Annotated in this window: 25 protein-coding genes and 2 tRNA genes; 25 read left to right on the forward strand and 2 right to left on the reverse strand. The window is 38.5% G+C overall.

What is annotated here, in order from left to right; genetic code table 11:
- The first annotated feature begins 6 nt into the window (after positions 1-6).
- From LI954_RS12395 to LI954_RS12455, 13 genes are all read left to right on the forward strand, one after another.
- Complete coding sequence (locus LI954_RS12395) at positions 7-1,176, forward strand: ABC transporter substrate-binding protein (protein WP_229444634.1); 1,170 nt, start codon at positions 7-9, stop codon at positions 1,174-1,176.
- A 195-nt stretch (positions 1,177-1,371) separates the two neighbouring features.
- Entirely contained in the window at positions 1,372-2,250 is an 879-nt protein-coding gene (locus LI954_RS12400; protein ID WP_202067209.1) for a branched-chain amino acid ABC transporter permease, read from the forward strand.
- Positions 2,251-2,259: 9 nt separating this feature from the next.
- Entirely contained in the window at positions 2,260-3,228 is a 969-nt protein-coding gene (locus LI954_RS12405; RefSeq protein ID WP_202067161.1) for a branched-chain amino acid ABC transporter permease, read from the forward strand.
- On the forward strand, positions 3,209-3,985 hold the full coding sequence (locus LI954_RS12410; protein ID WP_202067160.1) for an ABC transporter ATP-binding protein: 777 nt from the start codon (positions 3,209-3,211) through the stop codon (positions 3,983-3,985). Before LI954_RS12405 ends, LI954_RS12410 begins: the two co-directional genes overlap by 20 nt.
- On the forward strand, positions 3,985-4,686 hold the full coding sequence (locus tag LI954_RS12415; protein ID WP_202067159.1) for an ABC transporter ATP-binding protein: 702 nt from the start codon (positions 3,985-3,987) through the stop codon (positions 4,684-4,686). Before LI954_RS12410 ends, LI954_RS12415 begins: the two co-directional genes overlap by 1 nt.
- Before the next feature lie 3 nt (positions 4,687-4,689).
- The gene (locus LI954_RS12420; RefSeq protein WP_202067158.1) at positions 4,690-5,346 is read left to right on the forward strand and encodes a CBS domain-containing protein; all 657 of its coding nucleotides are present in this window, start codon (positions 4,690-4,692) and stop codon (positions 5,344-5,346) included.
- Positions 5,347-5,660: 314 nt separating this feature from the next.
- Positions 5,661-6,239: a hypothetical protein gene (locus LI954_RS12425; RefSeq protein WP_202067157.1), complete on the forward strand. Its 579-nt coding sequence runs from the start codon at positions 5,661-5,663 to the stop codon at positions 6,237-6,239.
- Between the two features lie 34 nt (positions 6,240-6,273).
- Positions 6,274-6,921: a class D sortase gene (locus LI954_RS12430; RefSeq protein WP_229444635.1), complete on the forward strand. Its 648-nt coding sequence runs from the start codon at positions 6,274-6,276 to the stop codon at positions 6,919-6,921.
- A gap of 1 nt (position 6,922) precedes the next feature.
- The gene (locus LI954_RS12435) at positions 6,923-7,795 is read left to right on the forward strand and encodes a hypothetical protein (RefSeq protein WP_229444636.1); all 873 of its coding nucleotides are present in this window, start codon (positions 6,923-6,925) and stop codon (positions 7,793-7,795) included.
- A 78-nt stretch (positions 7,796-7,873) separates the two neighbouring features.
- Positions 7,874-8,107: a DUF2969 domain-containing protein gene (locus LI954_RS12440; protein WP_202067156.1), complete on the forward strand. Its 234-nt coding sequence runs from the start codon at positions 7,874-7,876 to the stop codon at positions 8,105-8,107.
- Positions 8,108-8,192: 85 nt separating this feature from the next.
- Positions 8,193-8,273, forward strand: a tRNA-Tyr gene (locus LI954_RS12445).
- Between the two features lie 11 nt (positions 8,274-8,284).
- Positions 8,285-8,356 (forward strand) — tRNA-Gln (locus LI954_RS12450).
- A gap of 93 nt (positions 8,357-8,449) precedes the next feature.
- Complete coding sequence (locus LI954_RS12455; protein WP_202067155.1) at positions 8,450-8,602, forward strand: hypothetical protein; 153 nt, start codon at positions 8,450-8,452, stop codon at positions 8,600-8,602.
- 169 nt (positions 8,603-8,771) lie between these two features.
- On the opposite strand, the gene LI954_RS12460 is transcribed toward LI954_RS12455, so the two are convergent.
- On the reverse strand, positions 8,772-9,377 hold the full coding sequence (locus LI954_RS12460; protein WP_202067154.1) for a TetR/AcrR family transcriptional regulator: 606 nt from the start codon (positions 9,375-9,377) through the stop codon (positions 8,772-8,774).
- A gap of 195 nt (positions 9,378-9,572) precedes the next feature.
- Between LI954_RS12460 and LI954_RS12465 the strand changes: the two genes are divergently transcribed.
- From LI954_RS12465 to LI954_RS12475, 4 genes are all read left to right on the forward strand, one after another.
- Complete coding sequence (locus tag LI954_RS12465) at positions 9,573-13,820, forward strand: acyl-CoA dehydratase activase-related protein (protein WP_229444657.1); 4,248 nt, start codon at positions 9,573-9,575, stop codon at positions 13,818-13,820.
- A 243-nt stretch (positions 13,821-14,063) separates the two neighbouring features.
- Positions 14,064-14,771, forward strand: coding sequence for a GntR family transcriptional regulator (locus tag LI954_RS12470; RefSeq protein WP_202067153.1), 708 nt, complete (start codon positions 14,064-14,066; stop codon positions 14,769-14,771).
- 129 nt (positions 14,772-14,900) lie between these two features.
- On the forward strand, positions 14,901-15,032 hold the full coding sequence (locus LI954_RS16130) for a hypothetical protein (RefSeq protein WP_267491494.1): 132 nt from the start codon (positions 14,901-14,903) through the stop codon (positions 15,030-15,032).
- The gene (locus LI954_RS12475) at positions 15,016-15,291 is read left to right on the forward strand and encodes a GNAT family N-acetyltransferase (protein WP_229441718.1); all 276 of its coding nucleotides are present in this window, start codon (positions 15,016-15,018) and stop codon (positions 15,289-15,291) included. Before LI954_RS16130 ends, LI954_RS12475 begins: the two co-directional genes overlap by 17 nt.
- A 123-nt stretch (positions 15,292-15,414) precedes the next feature.
- Here the strand turns inward: LI954_RS12475 and LI954_RS12480 are convergent, their stop codons facing one another.
- Entirely contained in the window at positions 15,415-16,050 is a 636-nt protein-coding gene (locus LI954_RS12480) for a YigZ family protein (RefSeq protein WP_229444637.1), read from the reverse strand.
- Positions 16,051-16,182: 132 nt separating this feature from the next.
- Between LI954_RS12480 and LI954_RS12485 the strand changes: the two genes are divergently transcribed.
- From LI954_RS12485 to ftsX, 8 genes are all read left to right on the forward strand, one after another.
- Complete coding sequence (locus LI954_RS12485) at positions 16,183-16,485, forward strand: DUF7662 domain-containing protein (RefSeq protein ID WP_202067150.1); 303 nt, start codon at positions 16,183-16,185, stop codon at positions 16,483-16,485.
- A 508-nt stretch (positions 16,486-16,993) separates the two neighbouring features.
- Complete coding sequence (locus tag LI954_RS12490) at positions 16,994-18,325, forward strand: DEAD/DEAH box helicase (protein WP_229444638.1); 1,332 nt, start codon at positions 16,994-16,996, stop codon at positions 18,323-18,325.
- 235 nt (positions 18,326-18,560) lie between these two features.
- Positions 18,561-18,992: a ComF family protein gene (locus LI954_RS12495; protein ID WP_229441635.1), complete on the forward strand. Its 432-nt coding sequence runs from the start codon at positions 18,561-18,563 to the stop codon at positions 18,990-18,992.
- A gap of 141 nt (positions 18,993-19,133) precedes the next feature.
- Entirely contained in the window at positions 19,134-19,688 is a 555-nt protein-coding gene (hpf, locus tag LI954_RS12500) for a ribosome hibernation-promoting factor, HPF/YfiA family (RefSeq protein ID WP_202067147.1), read from the forward strand.
- A 246-nt stretch (positions 19,689-19,934) separates the two neighbouring features.
- Positions 19,935-22,466, forward strand: a complete 2,532-nt coding sequence (secA, locus tag LI954_RS12505) for a preprotein translocase subunit SecA (protein ID WP_229441634.1) — start codon at positions 19,935-19,937, stop codon at positions 22,464-22,466.
- Between the two features lie 444 nt (positions 22,467-22,910).
- Positions 22,911-24,012, forward strand: a protein-coding gene (gene prfB / locus LI954_RS12510) for a peptide chain release factor 2 (protein ID WP_202067145.1) whose coding sequence is annotated in 2 segments (ribosomal slippage) — positions 22,911-22,982 and positions 22,984-24,012 — 1,101 coding nt in all. Because the reading frame shifts where the segments join, the coding sequence is not laid out codon by codon here.
- A 105-nt stretch (positions 24,013-24,117) separates the two neighbouring features.
- A complete protein-coding gene (ftsE, locus tag LI954_RS12515; protein WP_202067144.1) occupies positions 24,118-24,804 on the forward strand; it encodes a cell division ATP-binding protein FtsE in 687 nt (228 codons plus the stop codon).
- Positions 24,797-25,681 carry a permease-like cell division protein FtsX gene (gene ftsX, locus LI954_RS12520; protein WP_202067143.1) on the forward strand — a complete coding sequence of 295 codons (885 nt, stop codon included), beginning with the start codon at positions 24,797-24,799 and terminating at the stop codon, positions 25,679-25,681. The genes ftsE and ftsX overlap by 8 nt, the downstream gene beginning before the upstream one ends.
- Positions 25,682-25,719 lie beyond the last annotated feature (38 nt).

The following is a 25,719-nucleotide window of genomic DNA, read 5'->3' on the forward strand; positions in this document are numbered from 1 at the left end:
AATCGGATGAAAAAATTTAGTTATTTATTTGCCAGCCTATTTTTACTGGCAGCATGCGGACCAGCTGCAACAAGCGGCGGGGGAGACTCAGCCGGAAATACATCAGACGGTGATACAATTAAAATCGGGATGAACATGGAACTTTCCGGGGGAGTATCTGCTTACGGAAATGCCGAAAAAGAAGGCATTGAATTAGCAGTCGAAGAGATTAATGAAGCCGGCGGAGTACTAGGTAAGAAATTAGAATTAGTTTCAAAGGACAACAAATCAGAAAATAGTGAAGCGGCATCGGTTGCTTCTAATCTGACAAATGAAGACAAAGTCGTTGCAGTAGTTGGACCAGCAACATCAGGAGCGGTGAAAGCGACTATTCCAAATATGACAAAAGCGGGTGTACCGTTGATTACACCTTCAGGAACAGATGATAGTATTACAACTGCCAATGATACAGTGCAGGAATATGTATTCAGATCTTGTTTCCAGGATACATTCCAGGGGGTTATTTTAGCTAATTTTGCTCAAGATAATCTTGAAGCTGATAAAGTCGTGATTCTTGGAGATAAATCAAGTGATTATGCAATTGGCTTGGCTGATTCATTCAAAGATACTTATAAAGGCGAAATCGTGAGGGAAGAAAATTTTACTGCCGGAGATAAAGATTTTCAGGCATTATTGACTAAAATTAAAGCCCTTGATTATGATGTAATTTATGTTCCCGGCTACTATACTGAAGCTGGTTTGATTATCAAACAAGCTAGAGAAATGGGGATTGATAAACCAATTATTGGTGCAGATGGATTTGGCGACGAAAAACTGGTTGAAATTGCAGGAAGTCAGAACGTAAGTAATGTCTATTATACGGGTCACTTCTCTGAAAATGCACCGGCAACAGATAAAGTTACACCATTTGTTGAAGCATTTAAAGAAAAATACGGCAAACAACCTTCAGCATTTAATGCTCTTGCTTACGATTCAGTATACATGCTGAAGCAGGCAATAGAAGATCAGGATTCAGCGGACTCTGCAAGTATTACTAAAGGATTGTCTGAATTGAAAGATTTTGAAGGCGTAACTGGAATTATGACAATGGATAAAAACCATAACCCGGAAAAATCTGCGGTTGTACTTGGACTGACTGATGGAAAAGAAACATCGGCAGAGCCTGTTAATCCTTAATAATTTTAGAATGATGGGGACTGGGATTTGTTTGTATCCCAGTCTCTAAATATATTCTGAATTGAATAAACAACAGAATGAAGCTGAATTAATAAAAACAGTTTTGCTGGAGGAATTGACTCTTCATACTGTTCATAAAAAACAACTGCTTCTTTTGTTACTGAAAAACCAAAAACTGGATGTGATTAAATGGCAATAGAAATGCTGATTCAACAGCTGATAAACGGACTGTTTCTTGGCAGTATATATGCATTGTTGGCTTTAGGCTATACAATGGTTTACGGTATTATAAAATTAATTAATTTTGCCCATGGAGAAGTTTATATGCTGGGTGCATTTATGGGATATTTTTTTATTAACAGCTTTAATCTTGGATTTTTCCCAGCGCTGATTCTATCAATGATCTGTGCAGCTGTGATTGGTGTAATCATTGAGTTTTTAGCTTATCGTCCTTTAAGGAAATCAACCAGAATCGCCGCATTAATCACTGCGATTGGTGTATCTTTCCTGCTTCAGAATGTGATGATTCAAATGGTTAAATCGGATCCTCGTGCTTTTCCTCAGGCAATTAAACTGGAAACATACAAAATCGGATTTATTGAAGTTTCCAATATTCAGCTGATTATCTTATTTACGTCTCTGTTCCTAATGATTTTGCTGCAGGTGATTGTTAAAAAGAGTAAGATGGGGAAAGCTATGCGTGCAGTGAGTGTAGATTCTGATGCTGCTCAGCTGATGGGGATCAATGTTAATCGAACCATTTCATTTACCTTTGCTTTGGGTTCTGCTCTGGCAGCTGCAGCTGGTATGCTGATCGGGCTGTACTACAATTCCATTGATCCGATGATGGGGGTTGTTCCCGGACTGAAATCATTTGTAGCAGCAGTTGTCGGTGGAATTGGTATTATTCCCGGCGCGGCAATCGGCGGTTTTGTTATCGGCTTGCTGGAAACAGCGGCAGTGGCTTTTGGCTTCTCCGATTATAAAGATGCTGTTGTATATGCCTTGCTGATAGTTATTTTGCTGATTCGTCCTGCAGGTATATTAGGGAAAAATATTAAAGAGAAAGTGTAGGCGATATGTATGAAGAAAAATATGAAATATATCCTAATCTGGTCGCTGATTGCTTTAGCTGTTTATGGTGCAATTTATGCAGCTTATGTTCTTGGTGCGGTAAATCTGTATTTAGAAAATACGCTTATCACCATTGGAATGAATATAATTTTAGCTTTGGGATTAAATTTGATTATCGGGTTTTCCGGACAGTTTTCATTGGGACATGCCGGCTTTATGGCAATCGGTGCATATGCAACGGCAATTATGTCTGTAAAAAATCCTACTTTAGCCGGCTTTTTCACAGGTTTGCTTTTAGGTATCCTCCTTTCAGGGATAGTTGCGGTTGTGGTTGGTATTCCTACACTGCGATTGAAAGGAGATTATCTGGCTATTGCGACATTAGGTGTATCGGAAATTATTCGGATTGTCATTATTAATATGAGAGATATTACAAATGGACCGGCTGGAATTTTCGGTATTCCGCCATTCGTTAACTGGTCTATGGTTTTTGGTTTTGTTGTGGTAACTATTTTGATTGTTGTCAATTATATTCACAGCGGTTCCGGAAGAGCTACAATGGCTATTCGCGAAGATGAAATTGCTGCAGAATCAATGGGAGTTAATACAACAAAATATAAAGTTATTGCTTTCGTAGTTGGAGCGATGACTGCCAGTGTTGCCGGAGGAATTTATGCAAGTTATATCCAAACAATTGCACCAAAAGATTTTGGGTTTATGAAATCCATAGATATTCTGATTATCGTGGTATTTGGTGGAATTGGAAGTGTGACTGGAACCGTTATTGCTGCAATAGCATTAGGGGTTATGAATATGTATCTGCAAAACTTTGGGGAACTGCGTATGATTATTTATGCACTGGCGTTAATTATTATTATGATTTTCAAACCGGGCGGCTTATTGGGTACGTGGGAATTTTCAGTAAAACGCTTATTTAATAAAAAGGGGGACGATTCAAATGCCTCTATTGGAAGTTAAAAATCTGACTAAAAACTTTGGCGGTTTGGCGGCTGTTTCTGATGTAAATCTTTCTTTGGAAACCAACGAATTAATTGGACTTATTGGTCCGAATGGTGCCGGCAAAACAACGCTGTTCAATTTGCTAACAGGGGTTTATGAGCCAAGTGAAGGAACCGTTGAATTGTCTCTGCTGGGGAAAAAGCATATACTAAATGGGATGAAACCTTATAAAATTGCAGATATGGGACTTAGCAGAACTTTTCAGAATATTCGCCTGTTCAAAGAACTGACTGTGATGGATAATGTATTGATTGCAATGAACAGTAAAAATAAAGAAGGCATTTTTTCCAGTATTTTGCGCCTGCCGATGTTTTATAAAAAGGAAGAAGAGTTGGAGAAAAAAGTCAGAGAACTGCTTATGATTTTTGGACTGGAAAGGAAAGCAGATCATCTAGCTAAAAACCTTCCTTATGGAGAACAGCGCAGATTGGAAATCGTTCGTGCTTTAGCGACAAATCCGCAGGTTCTATTTCTGGATGAGCCGGCTGCTGGAATGAATCCACAGGAGACAGCTGAACTGACAGAACTGATTAGAAAAATACAAAAAGAGTTTCAAATTACAATTTTGCTGATTGAACATGATATGAGTCTGGTGATGGAAGTGTGTCAGAGGATTTATGTTCTTGAGTATGGACGGGTCATTGCTGAAGGAGAACCGGAAGAAATTCGGAATAACCCTCAGGTAATAGAAGCTTATCTTGGAGGTGAGCTGTAATGCTGTCGATTGAAAATTTATCTGTTCATTATGGTATGATTCAAGCAGTAAGAGAAGTCAGCTTTAATGTGGAGCAGGGAGAGATCGTTTCTCTGATTGGTGCAAACGGCGCTGGAAAAACGACAATTCTTCGAACGATTTCAGGACTGACCCGCTCATCAGGCGGGAAAATTCTTTTTGAAGGAAACGAGATACAAAAAATGGTACCGCAGAAAATTGTCGCCTCTGGATTATGTCAGGTGCCGGAAGGAAGACATGTATTTCCTGGATTGACTGTGCAGGAAAATCTTGAAATGGGTGCGTTTTTACGTAAATCAAATGAGTTTAAAAAAGAGTATGACATGATTTTCGATCGCTTCCCAATTTTGAAAGAAAGAAGAAATCAGGATGCAGCTACACTTTCAGGAGGCGAACAGCAGATGTTGGCAATGGGACGTGCTCTAATGTCAAAACCGAAACTGCTGTTGCTGGATGAACCATCAATGGGACTTGCACCGATTTTTATTCAGGAAATTTTTAACATCATTCAGGAAATCAATAAGCAGGGAACTACTGTTTTACTGATTGAACAAAATGCTAAAATGGCACTGTCAATCGCTGATCGAGGGTATGTACTTGAAACCGGAAAGATTGTTTTAAGCGGAACTGGGAAAGAACTGATTGATGATGAAGAAGTGAAAAAAGCATATTTAGGAGGCTAATTAATGAGTATAAGAGATTTTATGACGAAAAATCTGATCGTTGTACAGCCTGATGTGAAAATTTTTGATGCTGTAGATTTGATGAAGAAAAACGATATTCACCGACTGCCGGTTGTTAAGAATGAACGATTGGTGGGACTGCTGACAGAAGGAACAATTCAATCGGCAATGCCCTCTCAGGCAACCAGCCTGAGCGTGTATGAGGTAAACTATCTTTTAAACAAAACAACAGTTGCTGATATTATGATTAAAGATGTTCTGACTGTTGATCCTGATGCTTTACTTGAAGATGGTATTTATCAAATGAGAGTCAACAATATAGGTGTATTGCCTGTTGTTGATAAAAATAATGATTTGGTTGGTATTATTACAAACAATGATATTTTTGATGCTTTCCTAAAAATAACAGGCTATAATGATGGGGGAACAAGAATTCAGATTCGTATTCCTGAGGATCATAAAGGAATTCTTGCACGAATGACAGAACTTCTTGCGGAAAATGATTTCAGTATTATGACGGTAGTAGTAAATCGTAAAGAGCTGGAGACGATTATTGAAATGCAGGTAGAAAGTCGGGAAACTGAGAAAATTCAACGTATTTTAACAGATGCCGGATACGATGTTTTTGAAGTAGCCCTTGTTACCAAAAAGAATGTCTAGAATATTTTTCTAATTGAAGTCTTTGAAAAGCATTGACTAATAAATATCCATATGATAACTTTAATTTAGAATTTCATTAATTGTAGTGAGTAAACGCATTATCGAATGAAGAGAAATTTCCATTTCAGACCTTACCAGGGCTTTGGAAATTTCACTTTTTTCTTAAAAAACATTCGGATATCAGTAAATAGTCTTTTTTTGTGTAAGGGGAGAATATGTTACTCACCCCGTTGTTTGTTGGTATAATTAATTCTGGCTAACTGCAAAGTTTGCCGGTAATTTTTTATAAATAATTAAAGATAGGAGGAGATTACATGAAAAAAATCTTGGGATTATTAGTTGTAGTTTTTGTTGCTCTAGGCTTGGCTATGCCAGCTTCAGCAGATGGCGCGATTGCAGCCAATGAGCAAAAAATCCTAAATGAGTTGAATGCAGGTGCAACGATTGGCGGAAAGAAATTCTACTTTGAAGCAGCAGAAATTAATGCTGCTGAGAATCATTTGAAACGTGTAGCATTAACAGATGCACAGGTTGAAGAAGTTCTTACAAACATTCGTGCAGCTGTTGCTTTAGTTGGAGCTCAAAATGTAGATACAACAAATGCAACAACTCTGGGAGATGCATTACGCTTGTTGCCGACAAGTGTACTTGATCAGCTGAAGAACTATGTTATTGCTGCTGGTAATGCAGTAGGTGTGAAAATCACTTTCGGCAGCGGAGGTTCTTATACCGCTGTTACTGTAACAGATGCTGCTGGAAATCCAGTATACAGCTCTGGCAGTGCGGTTAAAAACACTGGAAACAGCTATGTTCTTAGCGGAATCACTTTTGGTTCTTTACTGGCAGCTGCTGCAGGTGCGGCATTTGTAAGTAGAAAACGTAAACTTGCGTAAAAAAACGTTCAAAAGGGTGGGGGCATATTTTTATGTGCCCTTTCTCTTTATGATTTTTGGCTATCTTATCATTTATATTATCGGTGCACCTGTCATTAATTTTGCTTCATCAGCTGTTGAGTTGATTTTATTAAGCGATGCTCCGGATTTTGAAAGTGAAAAAAATAATCTTTTTGCTGAAGCTGAGCAGACTGAAAAAGAACAGTCTATTAATTCTGAAGGAAAATTAGCCTCATCGACATTGATTTATCCGGATGGAGGAGATCAGTTCGGCAAGGTGATTATTGATAAAGTTGGAATTAATGAACCTTTATTTTATGGAGATAGCGAAGATATTTTAAGCCTGGGCGCTGGTCAATATATTGGGAGTATGATCCCGGGAGATATTGGGACAACATTGATTGGTGGGCATAACGCACCTTCTTTTGGTAAGATTTACTATTTGGAGCCGGGTGATTCAATTTCCATCAGTACACATTATGGAGATTATACTTATCAGGTTACAGAAAAGAAGATTGCACACTATACAGACCCGGTTATTAAAGAAAGACTTGGAGATAAAACAAAGCATTCTCTGATTTTATATACTTGTTACCCGCTGGATGCCATAGGGTTAACGTCGGAACGGGCGTTTGTTTTTGCAGACTATGTTTCGGGACCGTTAATAGATGGGGATGTCTAAAATGAGGAGCGAAGTAGAAATGCAACACTCAACACCATTAAGTAAAACGATTGCAAGACAATTTCTGGCTTTTCTTTCAATGGTATTTTTATTTGGTTTTCTGATTCTGCTAAGTCTATACCTCACACTTTTTAGTGGAAAATATTTGGAAAGGCAAGCGGAGAAATCAGATTATTACACCAATTTATCTGAAGAAATTAATAAGCAGATAGAAAATACCGCATTAGGCAGCAATATTCCGGCCGGAGTTTTAGAAATAGCTGTAACAGAAGCTTTTGTAAAGGAAGATGTAAAGTCTTATCTCACTGCAATGTATAACAGAGGAAAAGATTTTGAACTAAAAAATCAGAAAAATGTCCATAATTCTGTAACTGAGAAAATCAAGAGATATGCAGCGGATAAGGGTATAGATGTTACTAAGGATACGGAAAATTCAATCCTTCTTTTGGCTGATCGCTCTGTTGAAATATATGATGGGTATATTGAGCTGCCTTTTCTGGTTTCTTTTACAAATCGAATGATTGGTTATAAATCAAAGCTTTTATTATTCATGATTGTTTGCGGTATTCTTTGGGCAATCTTAAGTGCTGTTCTTTTCAGCTCATTAAGAGGATATTTTCACCGACTGGTGAGATTTTGGGGCTATATTTTTACAGGCGGCGGTTTGATGATGATCGTTCTGCCGGCATTTTTCCTGCTGACAGGCGTATTGAAGCGTCTGGGAATACAATCTAAAGCAATGTATGGATTTGTACAAACTTATTTAGCCAGCTTTCTTCAAATGTTTATTGTAATGGGGATTATATCCGTTGCCATCGGCGTATTCTTTGCCCTTTTCAGTGAATTTCAAAGAAAACGAATGCTTAGGCAATAAGTGTAAAAGTGTCTATTTGAAAAGAAATAGATGCTTTTTTTTCTGATTATGGTATGATTTATTTCGGGAGGGATAAGAATGTCAAAAAAGAATAAAGATATAGAGGTAAGAATTGAGGAAGAAAAACAAACGCTTGCCGGCGTACAGATAACTGTAACAAAGTTATTAATCGGAAAGAAAGAAATCGGACGGATTATTCCAAAAGATGAAAAGCGTTTTACGATTGAAATGAATGGCGGTACACAGGCAACAGTTAAGACAGTTGATGAAGGAATTGAGAGCATTATTCGTCAATGGAATCTTGCGGAATAAATGCTGAAAAAAAATTATAAATAACACTTGCATTTACAGATGAAATTATGTATTATGAATAAGTCAGGTTTTTAAGAAACCTTTTGGAGGAGTAGCGAAGTGGCTAAACGCGACGGACTGTAAATCCGTTCCTTAGGGTTCAGTGGTTCGAATCCACTCTCCTCCATTTTTTATTTTTGGGGTATAGCCAAGCGGTAAGGCAACGGACTTTGACTCCGTCACTCGTTGGTTCGAATCCAGCTACCCCAGTCTTTGGAGCTGCTCATAATTCTTGAGCAGCTCTGTTTTTTATTCTATAATGAAAGTGTATAAGTTGATGAACAGGTAAAGGAGAGTAAACAGATGAATCTTAAAGAAAAAATTACAGATACAGCTGAAAGATTGTATGATTTAAGCAAACAAAAAAAGTATCAGATAAAAGCTGGTTTTCCCGGTAAAATAACTTCGGACAGAAAAACAGCCCATAACAAAAAATGGCGGGCTAAAAACAGATAAGAGCCATTAATTCTTCTGATACAACAAAAGAAGCAAGTACCTTCACCTGATCCGCAGGAAGGAGGCTTGCTTCTTTTGTTTGATATAAGTAGAAGAGAATTGTAATTTTATACTGAAGTCATTACAGAACTTCAACCAACTTTTTTTCAAAGAACAGCAATCTAACCTCTTACTTCTCAATCTCTATCCCTAAAACGGTCAGATGTCCATTGCCAACTAATTTAATCACCAAACGTGCCAGATGGTTTGGCGTCATATCTGTTTCACTGCTGACCCACCAGTGAAGTGTTCCTACAAATATGGATGTCATATATTCAATGATGAAATCAACAGGAACTTCAATATCATTTTCGGTGATTTTTAACTGTGAAAAAATACAGGAATATTTTTCATAGAGAATATCAGCCAGCTTTCTTCTCAACACTTCATTAGAGCTGCCATCCATAATTGTCAGAAAGAAATTCTTATTTTTATGAATATTGTTATAAATTCTTGTTAACAGCAATTCAATTTTTTTTACTTCCAATTTGTTCTGTTGAATAGTGGTATCTGCATCAAGAACGGAGGTAAACGCCTGAACAGCAAAATCAAAAATCTGCTCGTAAAGATCCTGCTTATCTTTAAAGTGTGCATAAAAGGTGGCTCTGTTAATCATTGCTCGGTCGGCAATTTCCTGAATCGTGATTGCATCCAAGCTTTTCTCTTCAACTAAATGAAAAAAAGCTTCAATAATCATCTTGTGAGTTCTCATTACTCGAAGATCTTTTTTTTTCATTACAAAAATTCCTTTCAAAAAGACAACATTACATCCAACTTTGTTGCTTATCTCACAAAAACCAACATTTTGCTTATTGCAAAAAAAAGCAATCATTTCTAAAATAGACATAAGTATTATATCAGACAACACGTAAGTTAATCAACAAACTGTTGCTTATTGTGATTTTTTTCTCTTGGAAGGAGTGGTTGCATGATAAAATTAAGAGCAGGAATCGATGTGGGATCAACCACTGTTAAATTAGTTATTATTGATGGTGAAAATCAAACAAAATTTGCGAAATATGAACGGCATTATTCAGATGTAAAAGCTGCAACGGAACGTGTATTAAGCGACGCTCGGGAAATTTTAGGCGGAGAACAGCCAATAAGCATGATGATTACAGGATCAGGCGGGATGGGTTTGGCAGATGTGCTGGAAATTCCTTTTGTACAGGAAGTAATTGCTTGCACAAAGACGGTTGAAGAAATTATACCTGAAACGGATGTAGCGATAGAGCTTGGTGGGGAAGATGCTAAAATTACCTTTTTTGAGGGTGCTTTGGAGCAGCGCATGAATGGAAGCTGTGCAGGCGGAACGGGAGCCTTTATTGATCAAATGGCAGTATTGCTGAAAACGGATGCCAACGGTGTCAATGAACTGGCTAAGGATTATCAGACTATCTATCCGATTGCTTCCCGATGTGGTGTTTTTGCCAAGACAGATGTTCAGCCGCTAATCAATGAAGGGGCTGCAAAAGAAGATATCGCTGCAAGTATTTTTCAGGCAGTTGTGAATCAGACGATCGCCGGTTTAGCAGCAGGTCGAAAAATAAAAGGGAAGATTGCTTTTCTTGGTGGACCTTTGTTCTTTATGTCTGAACTGCGCAGAAGATTTATTGAAACATTGGATATTAAGCCGGAAGATGTAATTTTTCCTGAACATCCACAGTTATTTGTTGCAATGGGAGCAGCGATTTATTCACAGGAAGTTGAACCGACGCAGCTGAATCGGCTGATTGAAAGACTGACAGGCGGTGATAAAGATCAGCTGAAGCCTACAGATACTTTGGAGCCGTTGTTTAAAGATGAAGAGGATCTGAGAAAATTCAGGAAACGTCACAGTCAGTCGAATACGGTGGAAAAAGTGCTGTCCAAGCACAAAGGGGCAGCTTTTCTGGGGTTGGATGCCGGCTCCACAACAACCAAAGTTACCTTAATTGACGAGGAAGGTAACTTACTTTTTTCTTATTATGGCAACAATCAGGGACAGCCGTTGGAAACAACAATGACTGTTTTGAAGGATCTTTATGCTCAACTGCCGGAAGGAGCGTTTATTGGCAAGGCTGCAGTTACAGGGTACGGTGAACATCTGATAAAAAATGCCCTGAAAGTAGATATTGGCGAAGTAGAGACAATGGCTCACTACAAAGCGGCAGAGCATTTTCAACCCGGTGTTGACTTTATTTTAGATATTGGCGGTCAGGATATGAAAGCGATGACGATAAAAGAAGGTGTTCTGTCTTCTATTCAACTGAATGAAGCTTGTTCTTCCGGATGCGGTTCATTTATCGAAACTTTTGCGAAATCACTGAATTATAATGTGAAAGATTTTGCTTTGGCAGCATTGGAGTCAAAAGGGCCTGTTGATTTAGGTTCTCGCTGTACTGTCTTTATGAATTCCAAAGTGAAGCAGGTGCAAAAAGAAGGTGCCTCTATTGGAGATATTTCAGCAGGGCTCTCCTATTCTGTTATCAAAAATGCCATTTACAAAGTAATTAAAGTGAGAAGACCTGAAGAACTTGGGAGAAAGATTGTTTGTCAGGGAGGAACCTTTTACAATGAAGCTGTTTTAAGGGCTTTTGAAATGATCAGCGGTCGTGAAGTTATACGTCCTTCCATATCTGGATTGATGGGGGCATACGGTGCCGCATTAATTGCACTGGAGAACTATGAACTCGGGGATGAAACAACTCTGCTATCACAAGAAGAAATGGAAACTTTTACTGCAGATAAAGAATTTACGAATTGTGGTCTCTGTGAAAACAATTGTATGATGACTGTGACTATTTTCTCAGATGGCCGCAAGTTTATCACAGGTAATCGCTGTGAACGAGGAGCAAGGATTAAAGTAAAACGTGAAGACCGAAAAGTAAATTTAATCGATTATAAATATCGCAGACTGTTCAAGTATCGTCCTCTGAAAGAAAAAGATGCTGTCAGAGGAACTGTCGGTATTCCACGTGTGCTGAATATGTATGAAAATTATCCTTTGTGGTTTACTTTCTTTAATGATTTAGGATTTAGAGTGGAGTTGTCTCCACGATCCAGCAAGGAATTATATGAACAGGGAATGGAAAGCATCCCAAGTGATACGGCTTGCTATCCGGCTAAAATAACTCACGGGCACATTCAGGCGATGATCGATAAAGGAATTCGAATGATTTTTTATCCAGGAGTGATTTTTGAACGTCAGGAAGACCTGAAAGCGGATAATCATTTTAATTGTCCCATTGTACAAAGTTATCCGGATGTTATCAGAAATAATGTGGATGATATTCGTGATGGAAAAGTGGATTATCGGAATCCTTATATAAATTTGGCAAACGAAGCCTCAGTGGCAGAGGTGCTGGCAGCAGCATTTGAAGATCTGGACATTACAAAGGAAGAAATTACAGCAGCTCTTCATCACGGGTATAAAGAATTGGAGCAGTTTAAAGAAGATGTCCGTAATAAAGGCGAGGAAACACTGTTAATGTTAAATCAAAAAGGGCAGAAAGGGATTGTACTGTCAGGAAGACCGTATCATCTAGATCCTGAAATCAATCATGGTATTGCTGATGTGATTACCCAGGAAGGCTTCCATGTGTTAACAGAGGACAGCATTTCTCATTTGGGCGATATTGGAAATTTAAGAGTGGTCAATCAATGGGTTTACCATTCCAGACTATATGCTGCAGCCAAGGTTGTTGCAAAATCTAAAAATCTTGAGCTGGTTCAGTTGAATTCCTTCGGCTGTGGACTGGACGCTGTGACGACCGATCAGGTGGAAGAAATTATGGAGCAGCATGGCAAAATTTATACAGTGCTTAAAATTGATGAAGGATCAAATCTGGGAGCTATTCGAATTCGGCTGCGCTCATTGAAAGCTGCTGTAGGAGAAAGAGACAAACGTGGGTTTGAACCTCAACAACGTGAAGAAAGTCAGGAGAAAATCATCTTTACGAAGCAAATGAAGAAGAATCATACACTGCTTTTGCCGATGCTTAGTCCTATTCATCAAAACGGACTTGTGGATGTGGCGTTGAAAGCTTCTGGATATAATGTGGTCTGTCTTCCCTCTGAAGATAATGAAGCAATTAATGTTGGACTGAAATATGTTAACAATGATTCTTGTTATCCTGCAATTATTTCAATTGGTCAGCTAGTAGAGGCTCTGCAGAGTGGAGACTATGATATTAACAATGTCAGTGTGATGATGACGCAGACCGGCGGCGGGTGCCGGGCTACCAATTATATTCCGTTGCTGAGAAAAGCATTGAATGATGCAGGCTTTTCACAGGTTCCTGTGGTATCTATTTCAATGGGGAATAAAGGTGTTGAATCAAATCCAGGCTTTAAATTTACTTTACCTATGCTAAAACGAGTGGCTGTTTCTTTCCTGTACGGTGATTTATTTGAACGTGTGGTTTACCGAACACGTCCTTATGAGGTTGAGCCGGGTATGATTGACCGCATGCATGAGGAATGGTTGAAGAAAATCGAGAAAAATGTTCGAAATGGTTCACTGACTCAGTTTAATCGAAATATGAAGAAAATTATTCAGGATTTTGACACTGTTCCTTTGCTGGATATCGAAAAGCCTAAAGTAGGAGTTGTTGGAGAAATACTGGTTAAGTATTCTCCAACTGCAAATAACGATATCGTCCGGCTTTTAGAAGCAGAAGGTGCAGAGGCTGTTGTACCAGATATCGTTGGGTTTATGAATTATTCACTCTATAATCAGATTTTTAAATATGAGAATCTGGGAATGTCGAAAAGGAGTAAAATGATTGCAGAATTTGCAATTAAGATGATTGAATTAGTAGAAAAACCAATGGACAAAGCTCTGAGAAATTCTCATAGATTTGAAGGGATTGCTTCAATCTATGAATTAGCTGAAGATGCAGGTAAGGTGCTGTCAATCGGTAACCATACGGGAGAGGGCTGGTTCCTGACAGGGGAAATGATCGAATTACTGAAAGAAGGCGTAAACAATATTGTTTGCATGCAGCCGTTTGGCTGCCTGCCAAATCATGTGGTTGGGAAGGGAGTTATCAAAGAGCTTAGATACCAGTATCCAAAAGCAAATATCGCTGCCATTGATTATGATCCAGGCGTCTCACTGGTAAATCAGTTGAACCGTATCCGATTGATGATGGCAACAGCTCACAAGATGTTGAAAGAAGAGAAGAGCCATTTATAATATGAGCGTGTGCGCATCGCAGAGTTCGGGATAAACATTCATAAGCGTTTGTCCCGCCGTTTATTCGGGGGTAGATACGAAGAGAGTTTGGAACTTTTTTCTGTCCCACTCTCTGTTTTCTTATTATTCAGTTATACCAAATAAGCGTATTAAGGATAAAAATGCCTTTATATTAAAAATCTGGTTGTTTATTAGGTATATACCAGTTATACTTGGAATATAAGAATAAGAGGGGGAGATCGCATGAGTTCTTCTTTACCAATCTATTTGCAGATACACGATAAGCTAAAAGAAGATATAGAAAAGGGTCGCTGGGCAATTGGAGATCGTCTGCCGTCTGAACGTGAGCTGGCAGTACATTTTAATGTAAGCAGAATGACACTCCGTCAGGCAATTCAAACGCTGGCTGATGAAGGGATATTGGAAAGAAAAATTGGTTCCGGAACATATGTAGCCAGGAAAAAAGTACAGGAAAAAATGATTGGGACAACTAGTTTTACCCAAATTATGGTTTCTCAAAATCGAACACCTTCAAGCAAAACGGTGTCTTATTTTATTGCCAAACCAAACTCCAGTGAGCAGGCTAAACTACAGCTTTCAGAAGAGGATTCCATTTTGAGGATGGAGCGAATTCGCTATGCTGATGGCATACCTATCTGTTTTGAGGTGGCAAGTATTCCTTATTTCCTTGTAGAAAAGTACAGCAAATCTGAAATTAGTACTTCGTTGTATCAGATGCTGGAAGAAAAAGGCGGGTATAAGATTGGTCATGCCAATCAGACCATTTCAGCTATGCTGGCATCTGAGCAGATTTCCGAGTACTTGGAAATCAAACGTGGAGATGCTATTTTAAGACTGCGGCAGATCTCTTATCTGGAGGATGGCCGCCCATTTGAATATGTACGTACACAATATGCCGGAAACCGCTTTGAATTTTATCTGGAAAAATAAATAGGTCAGAAGGGAAAAGTTATATTTATAAGCCCCTTGTTAAGCTGATCATGAGCTGCAGATTCATGCTCCTTTGTTTTTACTTGAATGGTTCGTAGATAAAGTAAAACACTTGGAGGAGCGAAAAAAATGAATGCCCAACTAAGAGAACTGAATGATAAGGATATACCTTTAATGGAAAGCTGGCTTCAAAAAGAAGCATGTCGCTTGTTGGTATCACGAACCAGAGGACTGGCTGCTGGAGATCAGAAAACGAAATGATGCATTTAAGTTTCTGCACCACTTTATTGTTTTAATGGAGGGTCAGGCAATTGGATTTGGACAATACTATTGTTGTGCTGATGCTGAAGAAGAATGGTATGGAGAAGTACAGCTGAACGAAATATACAGTATTGACTATTTAATCGGTGAAGAAGCTCAACTTGGAAAAGGATTTGGAACAGGGATTGTGGGTTTGCTGACAGAAGCTGTTTTTCAGAAGAACAACAGTAAGAGGATTATTTGTTCAGCCGGAACTTGAAAATCAAGCTTCCTGCGGTGCACTGAGATCACACGGTTATTATTTTGATAAGGCAAATAGCTGCTATATCAAAAATAGAAGCTAAATAAGAATGTGCGGCACAGCCGCACATTCTTATTTGATTTATTTACAGAGAACCTCATGATAACTGCATTCGCCCTCAATAAAACTAAACTGTCCATTTAATACATCTGTTACTTCGCTGAGAAACTGCTTTGTCTTTTCTTCATCCACTAAACAGATTAAGGTAATAGTTTCACTAAAAAGTGTCTCCTTTGTTGTACAATCACTGCCTTCCAAAAATTTTTGGAGTTTTCCCAGCTGGGAATAAGCAATCGTCAGACGGAGCTCCTGCTGCAGCTTTCCTTCAACAACACCAATTTCATCAATTGCCTGAGAAACAGCATGACTGTATGTGCGAATTAATCCTCCGGTACCTAGTTTAGTTCCTCCAAAATAACGTGTAACTACTGCAGCAACATTGATCAGCTCACGTTTTTTTAAGACCTCCAGCATGGGCACCCCGGCTGTTCCGCTAGGTTCTCCGTCATCACTGCTTCGCTGTATTTCGCCTTTTGAACCAACAACAAATGCACTGCAATTATGGTTTGCTTTCCAATGTTCTTTTTTTATCTCGGCAATAAACGCTTTTGCCTCTTCTTCAGTGTGAACACGCTTCATATAGCAAATAAAACGAGATTTTTTAATTTCCTGTTCACTTTGTCCATCCTGCAAAATTGTAAAATAATGATCGATCATCGTATCTTCCTTTACACAGTTATAATACTACCAGTATAGAAAAAAACAACAGGTTAAGCAACTATGGAAAACATTGAGCTTTCAGGGTGCCAATAGTTGAAACTTCAACGATTTGTGAGATAATAATAACAGATGGGAGGAGATCGCGTGGCCAAAGAACGATCAAAGAAATATGATCATATTACTCAGTACCTTAAAGAAAATGGCGGCTCACAGGTAACACTGACATTTACTCAATTTGACGAACTTCTTTTTCCGTATTCGGGCCTCCCAAAAACTGCCAGAGATGATCCGGACTGGTGGGCTAATGACTATAAACATCCTGAAAAAGGAGCCTATGGTTGGCTCAACGCAGGGTACCAGGTTGCGCAGGTGAACCTGGAAAAAGAATATATTGTATTTAACAAGCTGCTGAAATCGAAGTGGTTGATTTAAAAAATAATTAGAAAACAAAACGAGTCTGTGATAATCTTTGCTCGTCTCAAGCTGCCAATGCTTTTCCAAATAGATGCGTTTGTATCGAGGATCGAAACGAAGTCCTTCAATTCTTAGTGGCTTTACCATTTAGAAATTGATGAGATCGAAACGAAGTCCTTCAATTCTTAGTGGCTTTGCCATTTAGAAATTGATGAGATCGAAACGAAGTGTAGTGTTGTGTAGTGAGATTCGTAGATACAAGGATTTTCTCGTAGTAGAAAATCAGTTATCAGAATTTCCAGTCCCATTAAGATAATTATACTAGTAAAAGGGTATGCAACACGATGATCTCATAAACAAGTAGATATTTAATCTTAAATAGGAGATAACTGATCGCAGCGGTATATAAAGACTGGAATACTGTTTGTTCGATTATAGAGAGATGAGGCATACTAATGTCGCATCTCCATTTTGTTTTTTGACAATAATTCTCTCTTTTTGCGAATACTAAGACAGGAGGAAAGAAATGAACGAATTAATCGGACGAAAAGTAATGAAAAAGGAGCTGAATACTGATATAGATATCTCTTCAGCGATTCAATTGCCTGCCATGAAAGAATATGGAGATAAAATTGAATGCGGCAGATGTGGGATGAAACATCTGAAAGCTTTTGTTCAGCTGTCTCAAAATTTCTATTTTTGCCCAAGCTGTATTCAGTTTGGCAGAGTTGACAGCCAAGAGATTTTTTATCATCTCCCAGAGACTCAAATTGTTCCTAGAGAAGTTCTCTTTATCTGGCAGGGGCAGCTGACGGACGGTCAACAAGAGGTTTCACAAAATTTGCGGACCATTATCACAAAGAACAGAAACGGCATGATCTGGGCAGTTACAGGAGCAGGAAAAACGGAAATGCTCTTTCATGCGATTTATGAAGCACTGGAAGAGGGGAAACGTGTTGGACTGGCATCTCCCAGAGTGGATGTTTGTTTGGAGCTTTATCCTAGAATTCAGGAGGTTTTTCCAGAAGAGCCAATTGCTTTGCTGCATGGAAAGTCTGAAATTCCCTATAATTATACAAAATTAGTTATTTGCACCACACATCAGCTGCTGCGTTTTTATCAGGCTTTTGACTTGCTTATCATTGATGAAGTCGATGCATTTCCGTATGTGAACGAACAAATACTGCATATCGGTGCTCAAAATGCATTAAAAGAGACGGCTAGCTTGATTTATCTCACTGCTACTCCAACAAAAGAGCTTCTTCAAAAACAGAAGATAAATGAATTGGAAACAATTATATTACCAGCGAGATATCACCGCCGGAAACTTCCGGTCCCAAAACTAAAGTGGTGCTTTCAATGGCGCAAAGCGATTAATCAGGGAAAGATTCCAAAGCAGATGCTCAGCCTTCTTCATTTACTGATGAAAAAGAACAATGTACTTCTGTTTTGTCCAAGTATTATTGTTTTGGAGAAACTGTATACTTTGATGAAAAAGCAGCTGCCTGATGGAATGGTAGCTGCTGTTCATTCCAAAGATGAGGAGCGGGCAGAGAAAGTAATGAGGATGAGAAAAAATGAGTTCCGTCTATTTTTAACAACAACAATTCTTGAAAGGGGCGTGACCTTTGATCAGGTTTCAGTCATGGTACTGGGAGCGGAGCATCGGGTATTCACCGAATCTGCTCTGGTTCAGATCGCAGGAAGGGTGGATCGTAAAATGATCCACACAAACGGTGAAGTCTGGTTTGTCCATGATGGACAAACTAGAGAAGTAAAGAACAGTATTCGACAAATACAGCAAATGAATAAGCTGGCGGAGGAGCAAGGACTGGTAGATGAACTGTGTTTATTGTGAGCATCCTTTTATTAAAGTTCCTTCCATTACAGAACTTCTGCTGTTTAAACCCATTTCTGATCATGAGCTTTGCCTTCAGTGTCAGAAAAAATTTCATTTGATTGATAAAAGCTCAGTTTGTTCAGGCTGCTGCAGGGAATACCCTGGAAATCTTTGTGAAGACTGCAAAAGGTGGCAAAGTAAATATCCTGCATACCCTTTTAGTCATACTGCATTATTTCATTATGACAGTGAAATGAAACAGTGGTTTGAGGAATATAAGTTCAAAGGCAACTACACTCTGAGTCATACTTTTTCAAAAGAAATTTCAAATTTTTTTAAGCAGAAGAAAAATTCTTTGATTATTCCGCTTCCTTTATCGCAAAAAAGACTGGCGATTCGGGGATTTAATCAGGTGGAAGGTATTCTGGCAAGTGCCGGTGTATCCTATTCAGATTATCTATTGAGAATCAGAGAAGATAAACCACAGGCGCAAAAAAGCCGTTTGGAGCGATTGTCAGGTGAACAGCCCTTTGTATTGAAACCCGAATATGAATCCTGTTTGACGAATCAAGCTGTTTTTTTAGTTGATGATATATATACTACAGGAAGAACGCTTTTCTATGCCTCGGAAATTATCTTAAAGTATCCTGTAAAAAAGCTTGAAACTTTTTCTTTAGCTCGATAACTTAAATGATTTTCATAAAATTTGAATGGCAATTTTGTTGGCAAATAGTTAATAGTTAGCTATAATAGAGAATAAGAAGAGAGAAGGAAAGAGTGGTCCTTTGAATTCTCTCTTTAGTGGTAGATGAAAGGGGCAATTGTTATGTTTAGATATAATGTACGTGGAGAAAACATTGAAGTAACAGAAGCAATCCGTGATTACGTAGAGAAGAAAGTTAAGAAACTGGAAAGATATTTCAGTGATTCACCAGAAGCAACTGTTTACGTTAATTTGAAAGTTTACACTGAAAAAACTGCTAAAGTTGAAGTAACTATCCCTCTTCCGTATCTAGTTTTAAGAGCTGAAGAAACTTCTCCTGATTTATATGCGAGCATTGATTTAGTTGTAGATAAACTGGAACGTCAAATCCGTAAATTTAAAACAAAAATCAATCGCAAATCACGCGAAACCGGTACAGAAATTATGAAGGAAGCTGTCTTCTTTACTGAAGATGACAATAATTCAGAAGAAAATTCAGAACTTGATATCGTACGTACAAAACGCCTTTCACTAAAACCAATGGATAGTGAAGAAGCTGTTTTACAAATGAACATGCTTGGACATAATTTCTTCATCTTTGAAGATTCTGACACTAATGGCACAAGCATTGTTTATCGTCGTAAAGACGGTAAATATGGATTGATTGAAACAGACTGAGTTTGAATCATTCCAAAGGTGGAAATATTAATAGTCGACTGGAGTAAGGCAGTTGCTTTTCTCCAGTTTTTATTGTAAATATAGTTGCAAGTACATAGAAATATTTAGGGAATTCTTTTTAGTAAGTTATTTCCTTTCTTAAGAAGTAATGATAAAATAAGAAGGATGATTGTACATTCTTGTAAAAATGACTGTGTAATTCGAAGAAAAAAATAAATAGAGTTAATTGAAAGGAACACTTAAAAAATGGCAAATTTTCTGAGACAGATGATTGAAAATGATAAAAAGGAACTGAAGCGGCTGGAAGCTATCGCAGATAAAATTGACAGCTTTGCTTCAACCATGGAACAATTAAAAGATGAAGACTTTGCAGGAAAAACTGAAGAATTGAAAGGACGCTATCAAAAAGGAGAAACTCTTGATCAGCTGCTTCCGGAAGCTTTTGCTGTTGTTCGTGAAGGGGCAAAAAGAGTCTTGGGACTGTATCCTTACCGAGTTCAGCTTATGGGAGGGATTGTCCTGCATGATGGCAATATTCCTGAAATGAGAACCGGTGAAGGGAAAACCCTGACAGCAACAATGCCGGTTTATTTAAATGCACTCTCAGGAGAAGGTGTTCACGTTGTAACCGTGAATGAATATCTGGCAACACGTGACTCCAATGAAATGGGTGAATTGTATAATTTTCTTGGTCTAAGTGTTGGACTGAATATCAACTCAAAATCAGCAGAAGAAAAACGTGCAGCCTATGCAGCAGATATTACTTACAGTACAAATAATGAGCTTGGTTTTGATTACCTCAGAGATAACATGGTAGTTTATAAAAACCAAATGGTTCAACGTCCGCTGAACTATGCGATTGTGGATGAAGTTGACTCGATTTTAGTCGATGAAGCACGTACACCTTTGATTATTTCAGGGCAAGCTGAAAAATCAACTGGCTTGTATACTCGTGCAGATAATCTGGTAAAACGCTTGAAAGAAGAAGACGATTATAAGATTGATGTTCAGTCAAAAACGATTAATCTGACAGAAGCCGGTATGGAAAAAGCCGAAGAAACTTTTGGTCTGGAAAATCTTTATGAAATTGAAAATACAGCTTTAACTCATCACTTGGAGCAGGCACTTCGCGCCAACTATATCATGATTCGCGACATTGACTATGTTGTGCAGGAAGGCAAAGTGCTGATTGTTGACCAGTTTACTGGACGTATTATGGATGGTCGTCGCTACTCTGACGGACTGCATCAGGCGATTGAAGCCAAAGAAGGCGTGGAAATCGAAGATGAAACAAAAACAATGGCAACAATCACGTTCCAAAACTATTTCCGGATGTATAAAAAGTTGTCTGGTATGACAGGGACTGCGAAAACGGAAGAAGAAGAATTCCGTGAAATTTATAATATGCAGGTTATCCAGATTCCAACAAACAAACCAATTATTCGTGATGATCGTGCAGATTTGCTTTATCCAACACTGAAAAGTAAATTTATAGCGGTAGTTAATGATATTAAAGAACGTTATCATAATGGGCAGCCAGTCTTGGTTGGTACTGTTGCTGTAGAAACATCTGAGTTGCTTTCTGATATGCTGAATAAGGAAAAAGTACCGCATGAAGTATTAAATGCAAAAAATCACTTTAAAGAAGCGGAAATCATTATGAATGCTGGTCAAAAAGGTGCTGTTACTATTGCAACCAACATGGCTGGTCGTGGTACCGACATTAAGTTGGGACTTGGTGTGATTGAATTAGGCGGTTTGGCTGTAATTGGTACTGAACGTCATGAATCACGACGTATCGACAATCAGCTGCGCGGACGTTCGGGCCGGCAGGGAGACCCGGGTGTTTCTCAATTCTACCTTTCTTTAGAGGATGATTTGATGAAACGTTTTGGTACAGATCGTATCAAAGTATTCCTTGATCGGATGAAGATTGATGAAGAAGATGCGGTTATTCAAAGTAAAATGCTGACAAAACAGGTTGAATCTGCACAGAAACGAGTGGAAGGAAACAACTATGATACTCGTAAAAATGTCTTGCAGTATGATGATGTCATGCGCGAACAGCGTGAAGTTATTTATGCACAGCGCCAGCAAGTTATTATGGAAGAAAATGATCTGACAGAAATTTTGCTGAATATGGTGAAACGTACTATCGGACGTGTTGTTGACAGCCATACCCAACTGGAAAAAGAAAATTGGAACATTGAAGGTATTGTTGATTTTGCCGGCTCTGCTCTTTTACATGAAGATGAAGTTTCTGCGGAAGATATTAAAGATAAAACACCTGAACAAATCAAAGAATATTTGTATGAGGCTGCCCATAAAGTTTATGAAACAAAAGCAGGACAGCTGAATGGACCGGAACAAATGCTTGAATTCCAAAAAGTGGTTATTCTGCGTGTTGTAGATACAAAATGGACGGATCATATCGATGCGATGGATCAGCTGCGTCAATCAGTGGGATTGCGTGCATATGGACAAAATAATCCATTAGTGGAATACCAGACTGAAGGATACCAAATGTTTGAAGATATGGTTGGAGCGATCGAGTTTGAAGTAACCCGTCTGTTTATGAAATCAGAGATTCGCCAAAATGTTCAAAGAGAACAGGTTGCTAAAGGTGAAGCAAGTCATCCAGGCGAAACAGCAGAAGAACAAAGTAATACTTCTGCTAAAAAGAAACCTGTTAAAGTGGATAAAAAAGTTGGAAGAAATGATCCATGTCCATGCGGCAGTGGAAAAAAATACAAAAACTGTCATGGTAAAAATGCGTAATATGTGAAGAAATCGGGACGGAAGTATTCAACTTCAAAGAATGAACAGAAATTGATAACTGAATGGCAGGTTGACTGCGACTGTTTATTTGCAGAAAGCGGAGCATTCAATTTTGCAGAGAAACTGTTTAGTACTGCTTAGTAGGAAATGGTTCTCAGTTAAATCAAATTCTGATTCATTTTATAGGAGTGACTTCTGTCCCGCTGTTTTATTGAGCTGAAAAAAGTTGATGCAGATCATCTGTTTTCAGAACTGAAATAATCATACAGTCAAATGTTTTAGTTTGGCTGGCTGCATCCATAAAAATTAAAGAATTGCTAAAGATGAATAAGTCAGCAGTTGATATTTCTTTTTTTCTCCTGTAGTCTTTAGTATCTATTAATTCTATGGGCAAAAACAGCAAAATTCCATTTAGTATATGAAAAGAAAGGAATGTTTCAATTTATGGAAAATGCAGAAATTCGCCGTTCTTTAGATGAAATGAATGAAAAAATCAACAGCTATAGGGGGTCTCTTTGACTTAGATCAGTTAGAGGAAGACATTGCTGAGGCTGAACATAGAATGGCAGAACCGGGCTTTTGGGATAATACAGAAGAAGCGCAAAAGCTGATTAATGAAACCAATATTTACAAAGAGAAATTTCAGCAGTTTAATCAGTTGTCTGAGGAACTTGAAGAATTGGAGATCATGAATGAACTGCAGCAGGAAGAGTATGACCAGGAGACACAGGATGAGTTGGTGGAAAGAATTCAAAAGCTAACTGAAAAGCTGGCTGTTTATGAACTTTCTCTTCTGTTAAATGAACCGTATGATAAGAATAATGCAATCATTGAACTGCATCCGGGAGCTGGCGGTACTGAATCACAGGATTGGGGGAGTATGCTCCTTAGAATGTATACACGCTGGGCAGAAAGCCATGGCTTTCAAGTTGCGACACTGGATTACCTTGCAGGAGATGAAGCGGGGATCAAGAGTGTTACACTGGAAATAAAAGGGTATAATGCTTACGGCTATTTAAAATCCGAAAAAGGCGTTCATCGTCTGGTTAGAATTTCTCCGTTTGATTCAGCCAAGCGCCGACATACTTCATTTTGTTCTGTCGATGTAATGCCTGAACTGGATGATACGGTAGAAATAGATATTAATACAGATGATTTGAAAGTTGATACGTATCGTGCCAGCGGGGCCGGAGGACAGCATATCAATAAGACAGAGTCGGCAGTTCGGATTACTCATATTCCAACCGGGACGGTAGTTGCCAGCCAGGCTCAGCGCTCTCAGCTGAAGAACAGGGAGCAGGCAATGTCTATGCTGAAAGCAAAACTTTATCAGCTGGAACTTGAGAAAAAGGAACAGGAAGCAGCAAGCCTGCGTGGCGAGCAGCTCGAAATTGGCTGGGGCTCTCAGATTCGTTCCTATGTTTTTCATCCATACTCCATGGTTAAGGATCACCGGACGAATCATGAAACTGGAAATGTACAAGCTGTGATGGATGGAGATCTTGATGGATTTATTGATGCGTATTTAAAAATGCAGATTAATTAGCTTTAGTTTGTAAATGAAATATAACTGTAAAGTCTTGCAAGAGGATTGAAACAAATTAATGCTATAATAAGCAATGATTTTATACAGAGATGGAGAGAAAACATCATGATTGAAATGAAAGATATAATGAAGAAGTATTCTAATGGAACAACAGCTATTAGAAATCTTTCAATAGAAATAAAACCTGGTGAGTTTGTCTACGTTGTAGGACCTTCAGGTGCTGGTAAATCAACGTTTATCAAACTGATGTACCGAGAGGAAAAAGCAACAAAAGGCAAATTAAAAGTTGCCGGACACGACTTGATAAAGATCAAGAACACTGAGGTTCCTTATCTGAGAAGAGAAATTGGAATTGTTTTCCAGGACTATAAACTGTTAAGCAAAAAGACTGTTTATGAGAATGTTGCCTACGCAATGCAGGTAATTGGAAGAAAACCGCGTGAGGTGAAAAAACGTGTAATGGAAGTGTTAGATTTAGTTGGTTTGAAACATAAAGTACGTGTTTTCCCAAGCGAACTATCTGGAGGAGAACAACAGCGTGTTTCTATTGCCCGTGCAATTGTTAATACACCAAAAGTTCTTATTGCCGATGAGCCTACCGGAAATCTTGATCCGGAAAATTCCTGGGAAATCATGAAATTATTGGATCGAATCAATGCCCAGGGAACAACGGTTGTGATGGCAACGCATAACAGCACGATCGTAAACACCATCCGTCACAGAGTTATTGCGATAGAAAATGGACGGATCATTCGAGATCAAGCGGAAGGGGATTACGGTTACGATGATTAGAACATTTTTTACTCATATGCTTGAGAGTATGAAAAGTTTGAAGCGAAACGGTTGGATGACCATTGCTTCAACCAGTGCTGTGACGATTACACTGATACTTGTTGGTATTTTCATGGCAATTATTTTTAATGCTACAAAGCTTTCAAGAGATATTTCACAAAACGTAACAGTTTCAGTATTTGTTGATATTGGAACAACTGCGGAGGAGATGCAGAATTTAGAAGCTGAACTGGGACAGATTAAAAATGTTGAGAGCATTTCTTATTCAAATAAAGATCAGCAGCTGAAGAAAATACAAGATCAAATGGGAGACGCCTGGAATTTATTTGAAGGCGACAGCAACCCGCTTTATGATGTGTATTATCTAAGTGCAAAAGAACCTGAACAGACAAAGAAAATATCAGAGGATGCCGGAAAACTTCAAAATGTTTTTAAAGCCGATTACGGCGGTGTTTCATCAGATAAGATTATTCAACTGGCAAAAACAGTTCAAACCTGGGGACTTGCTGCTGCAGCGTTGTTGCTGTTTGTTGCAGTTTTCCTAATTTCCAATACTATACGTATTACTATCCTTTCCAGACAAAGAGAAATCCAAATTATGCGTCTGGTTGGTGCTAAAAATGGATATATCCGTTGGCCGTTCTTTCTTGAAGGAGCGTGGATTGGGTTATTGGGAGCTATTGTTCCAATTTTGTTACTGACATTTGGTTATACACAAGCATATAATATTTTGAATTTGCAGCTGCTGCGTTCAAACTATTCCATGCTTAAGCCTGAAAGCTTTTTATGGCAGTTAAATCTGCTGATGGTAGGAACAGGTATGATTATCGGATCAGTAGGATCAATTATTTCAATGCGTCGTTTCTTAAAGATATAAGAATTTAGGCGGAGGTTGTGCTAAACACTCATGAGTGT

The organism is Enterococcus sp. CWB-B31 (assembly GCF_020567645.1).
Classification (GTDB): domain Bacteria; phylum Bacillota; class Bacilli; order Lactobacillales; family Enterococcaceae; genus Enterococcus_L.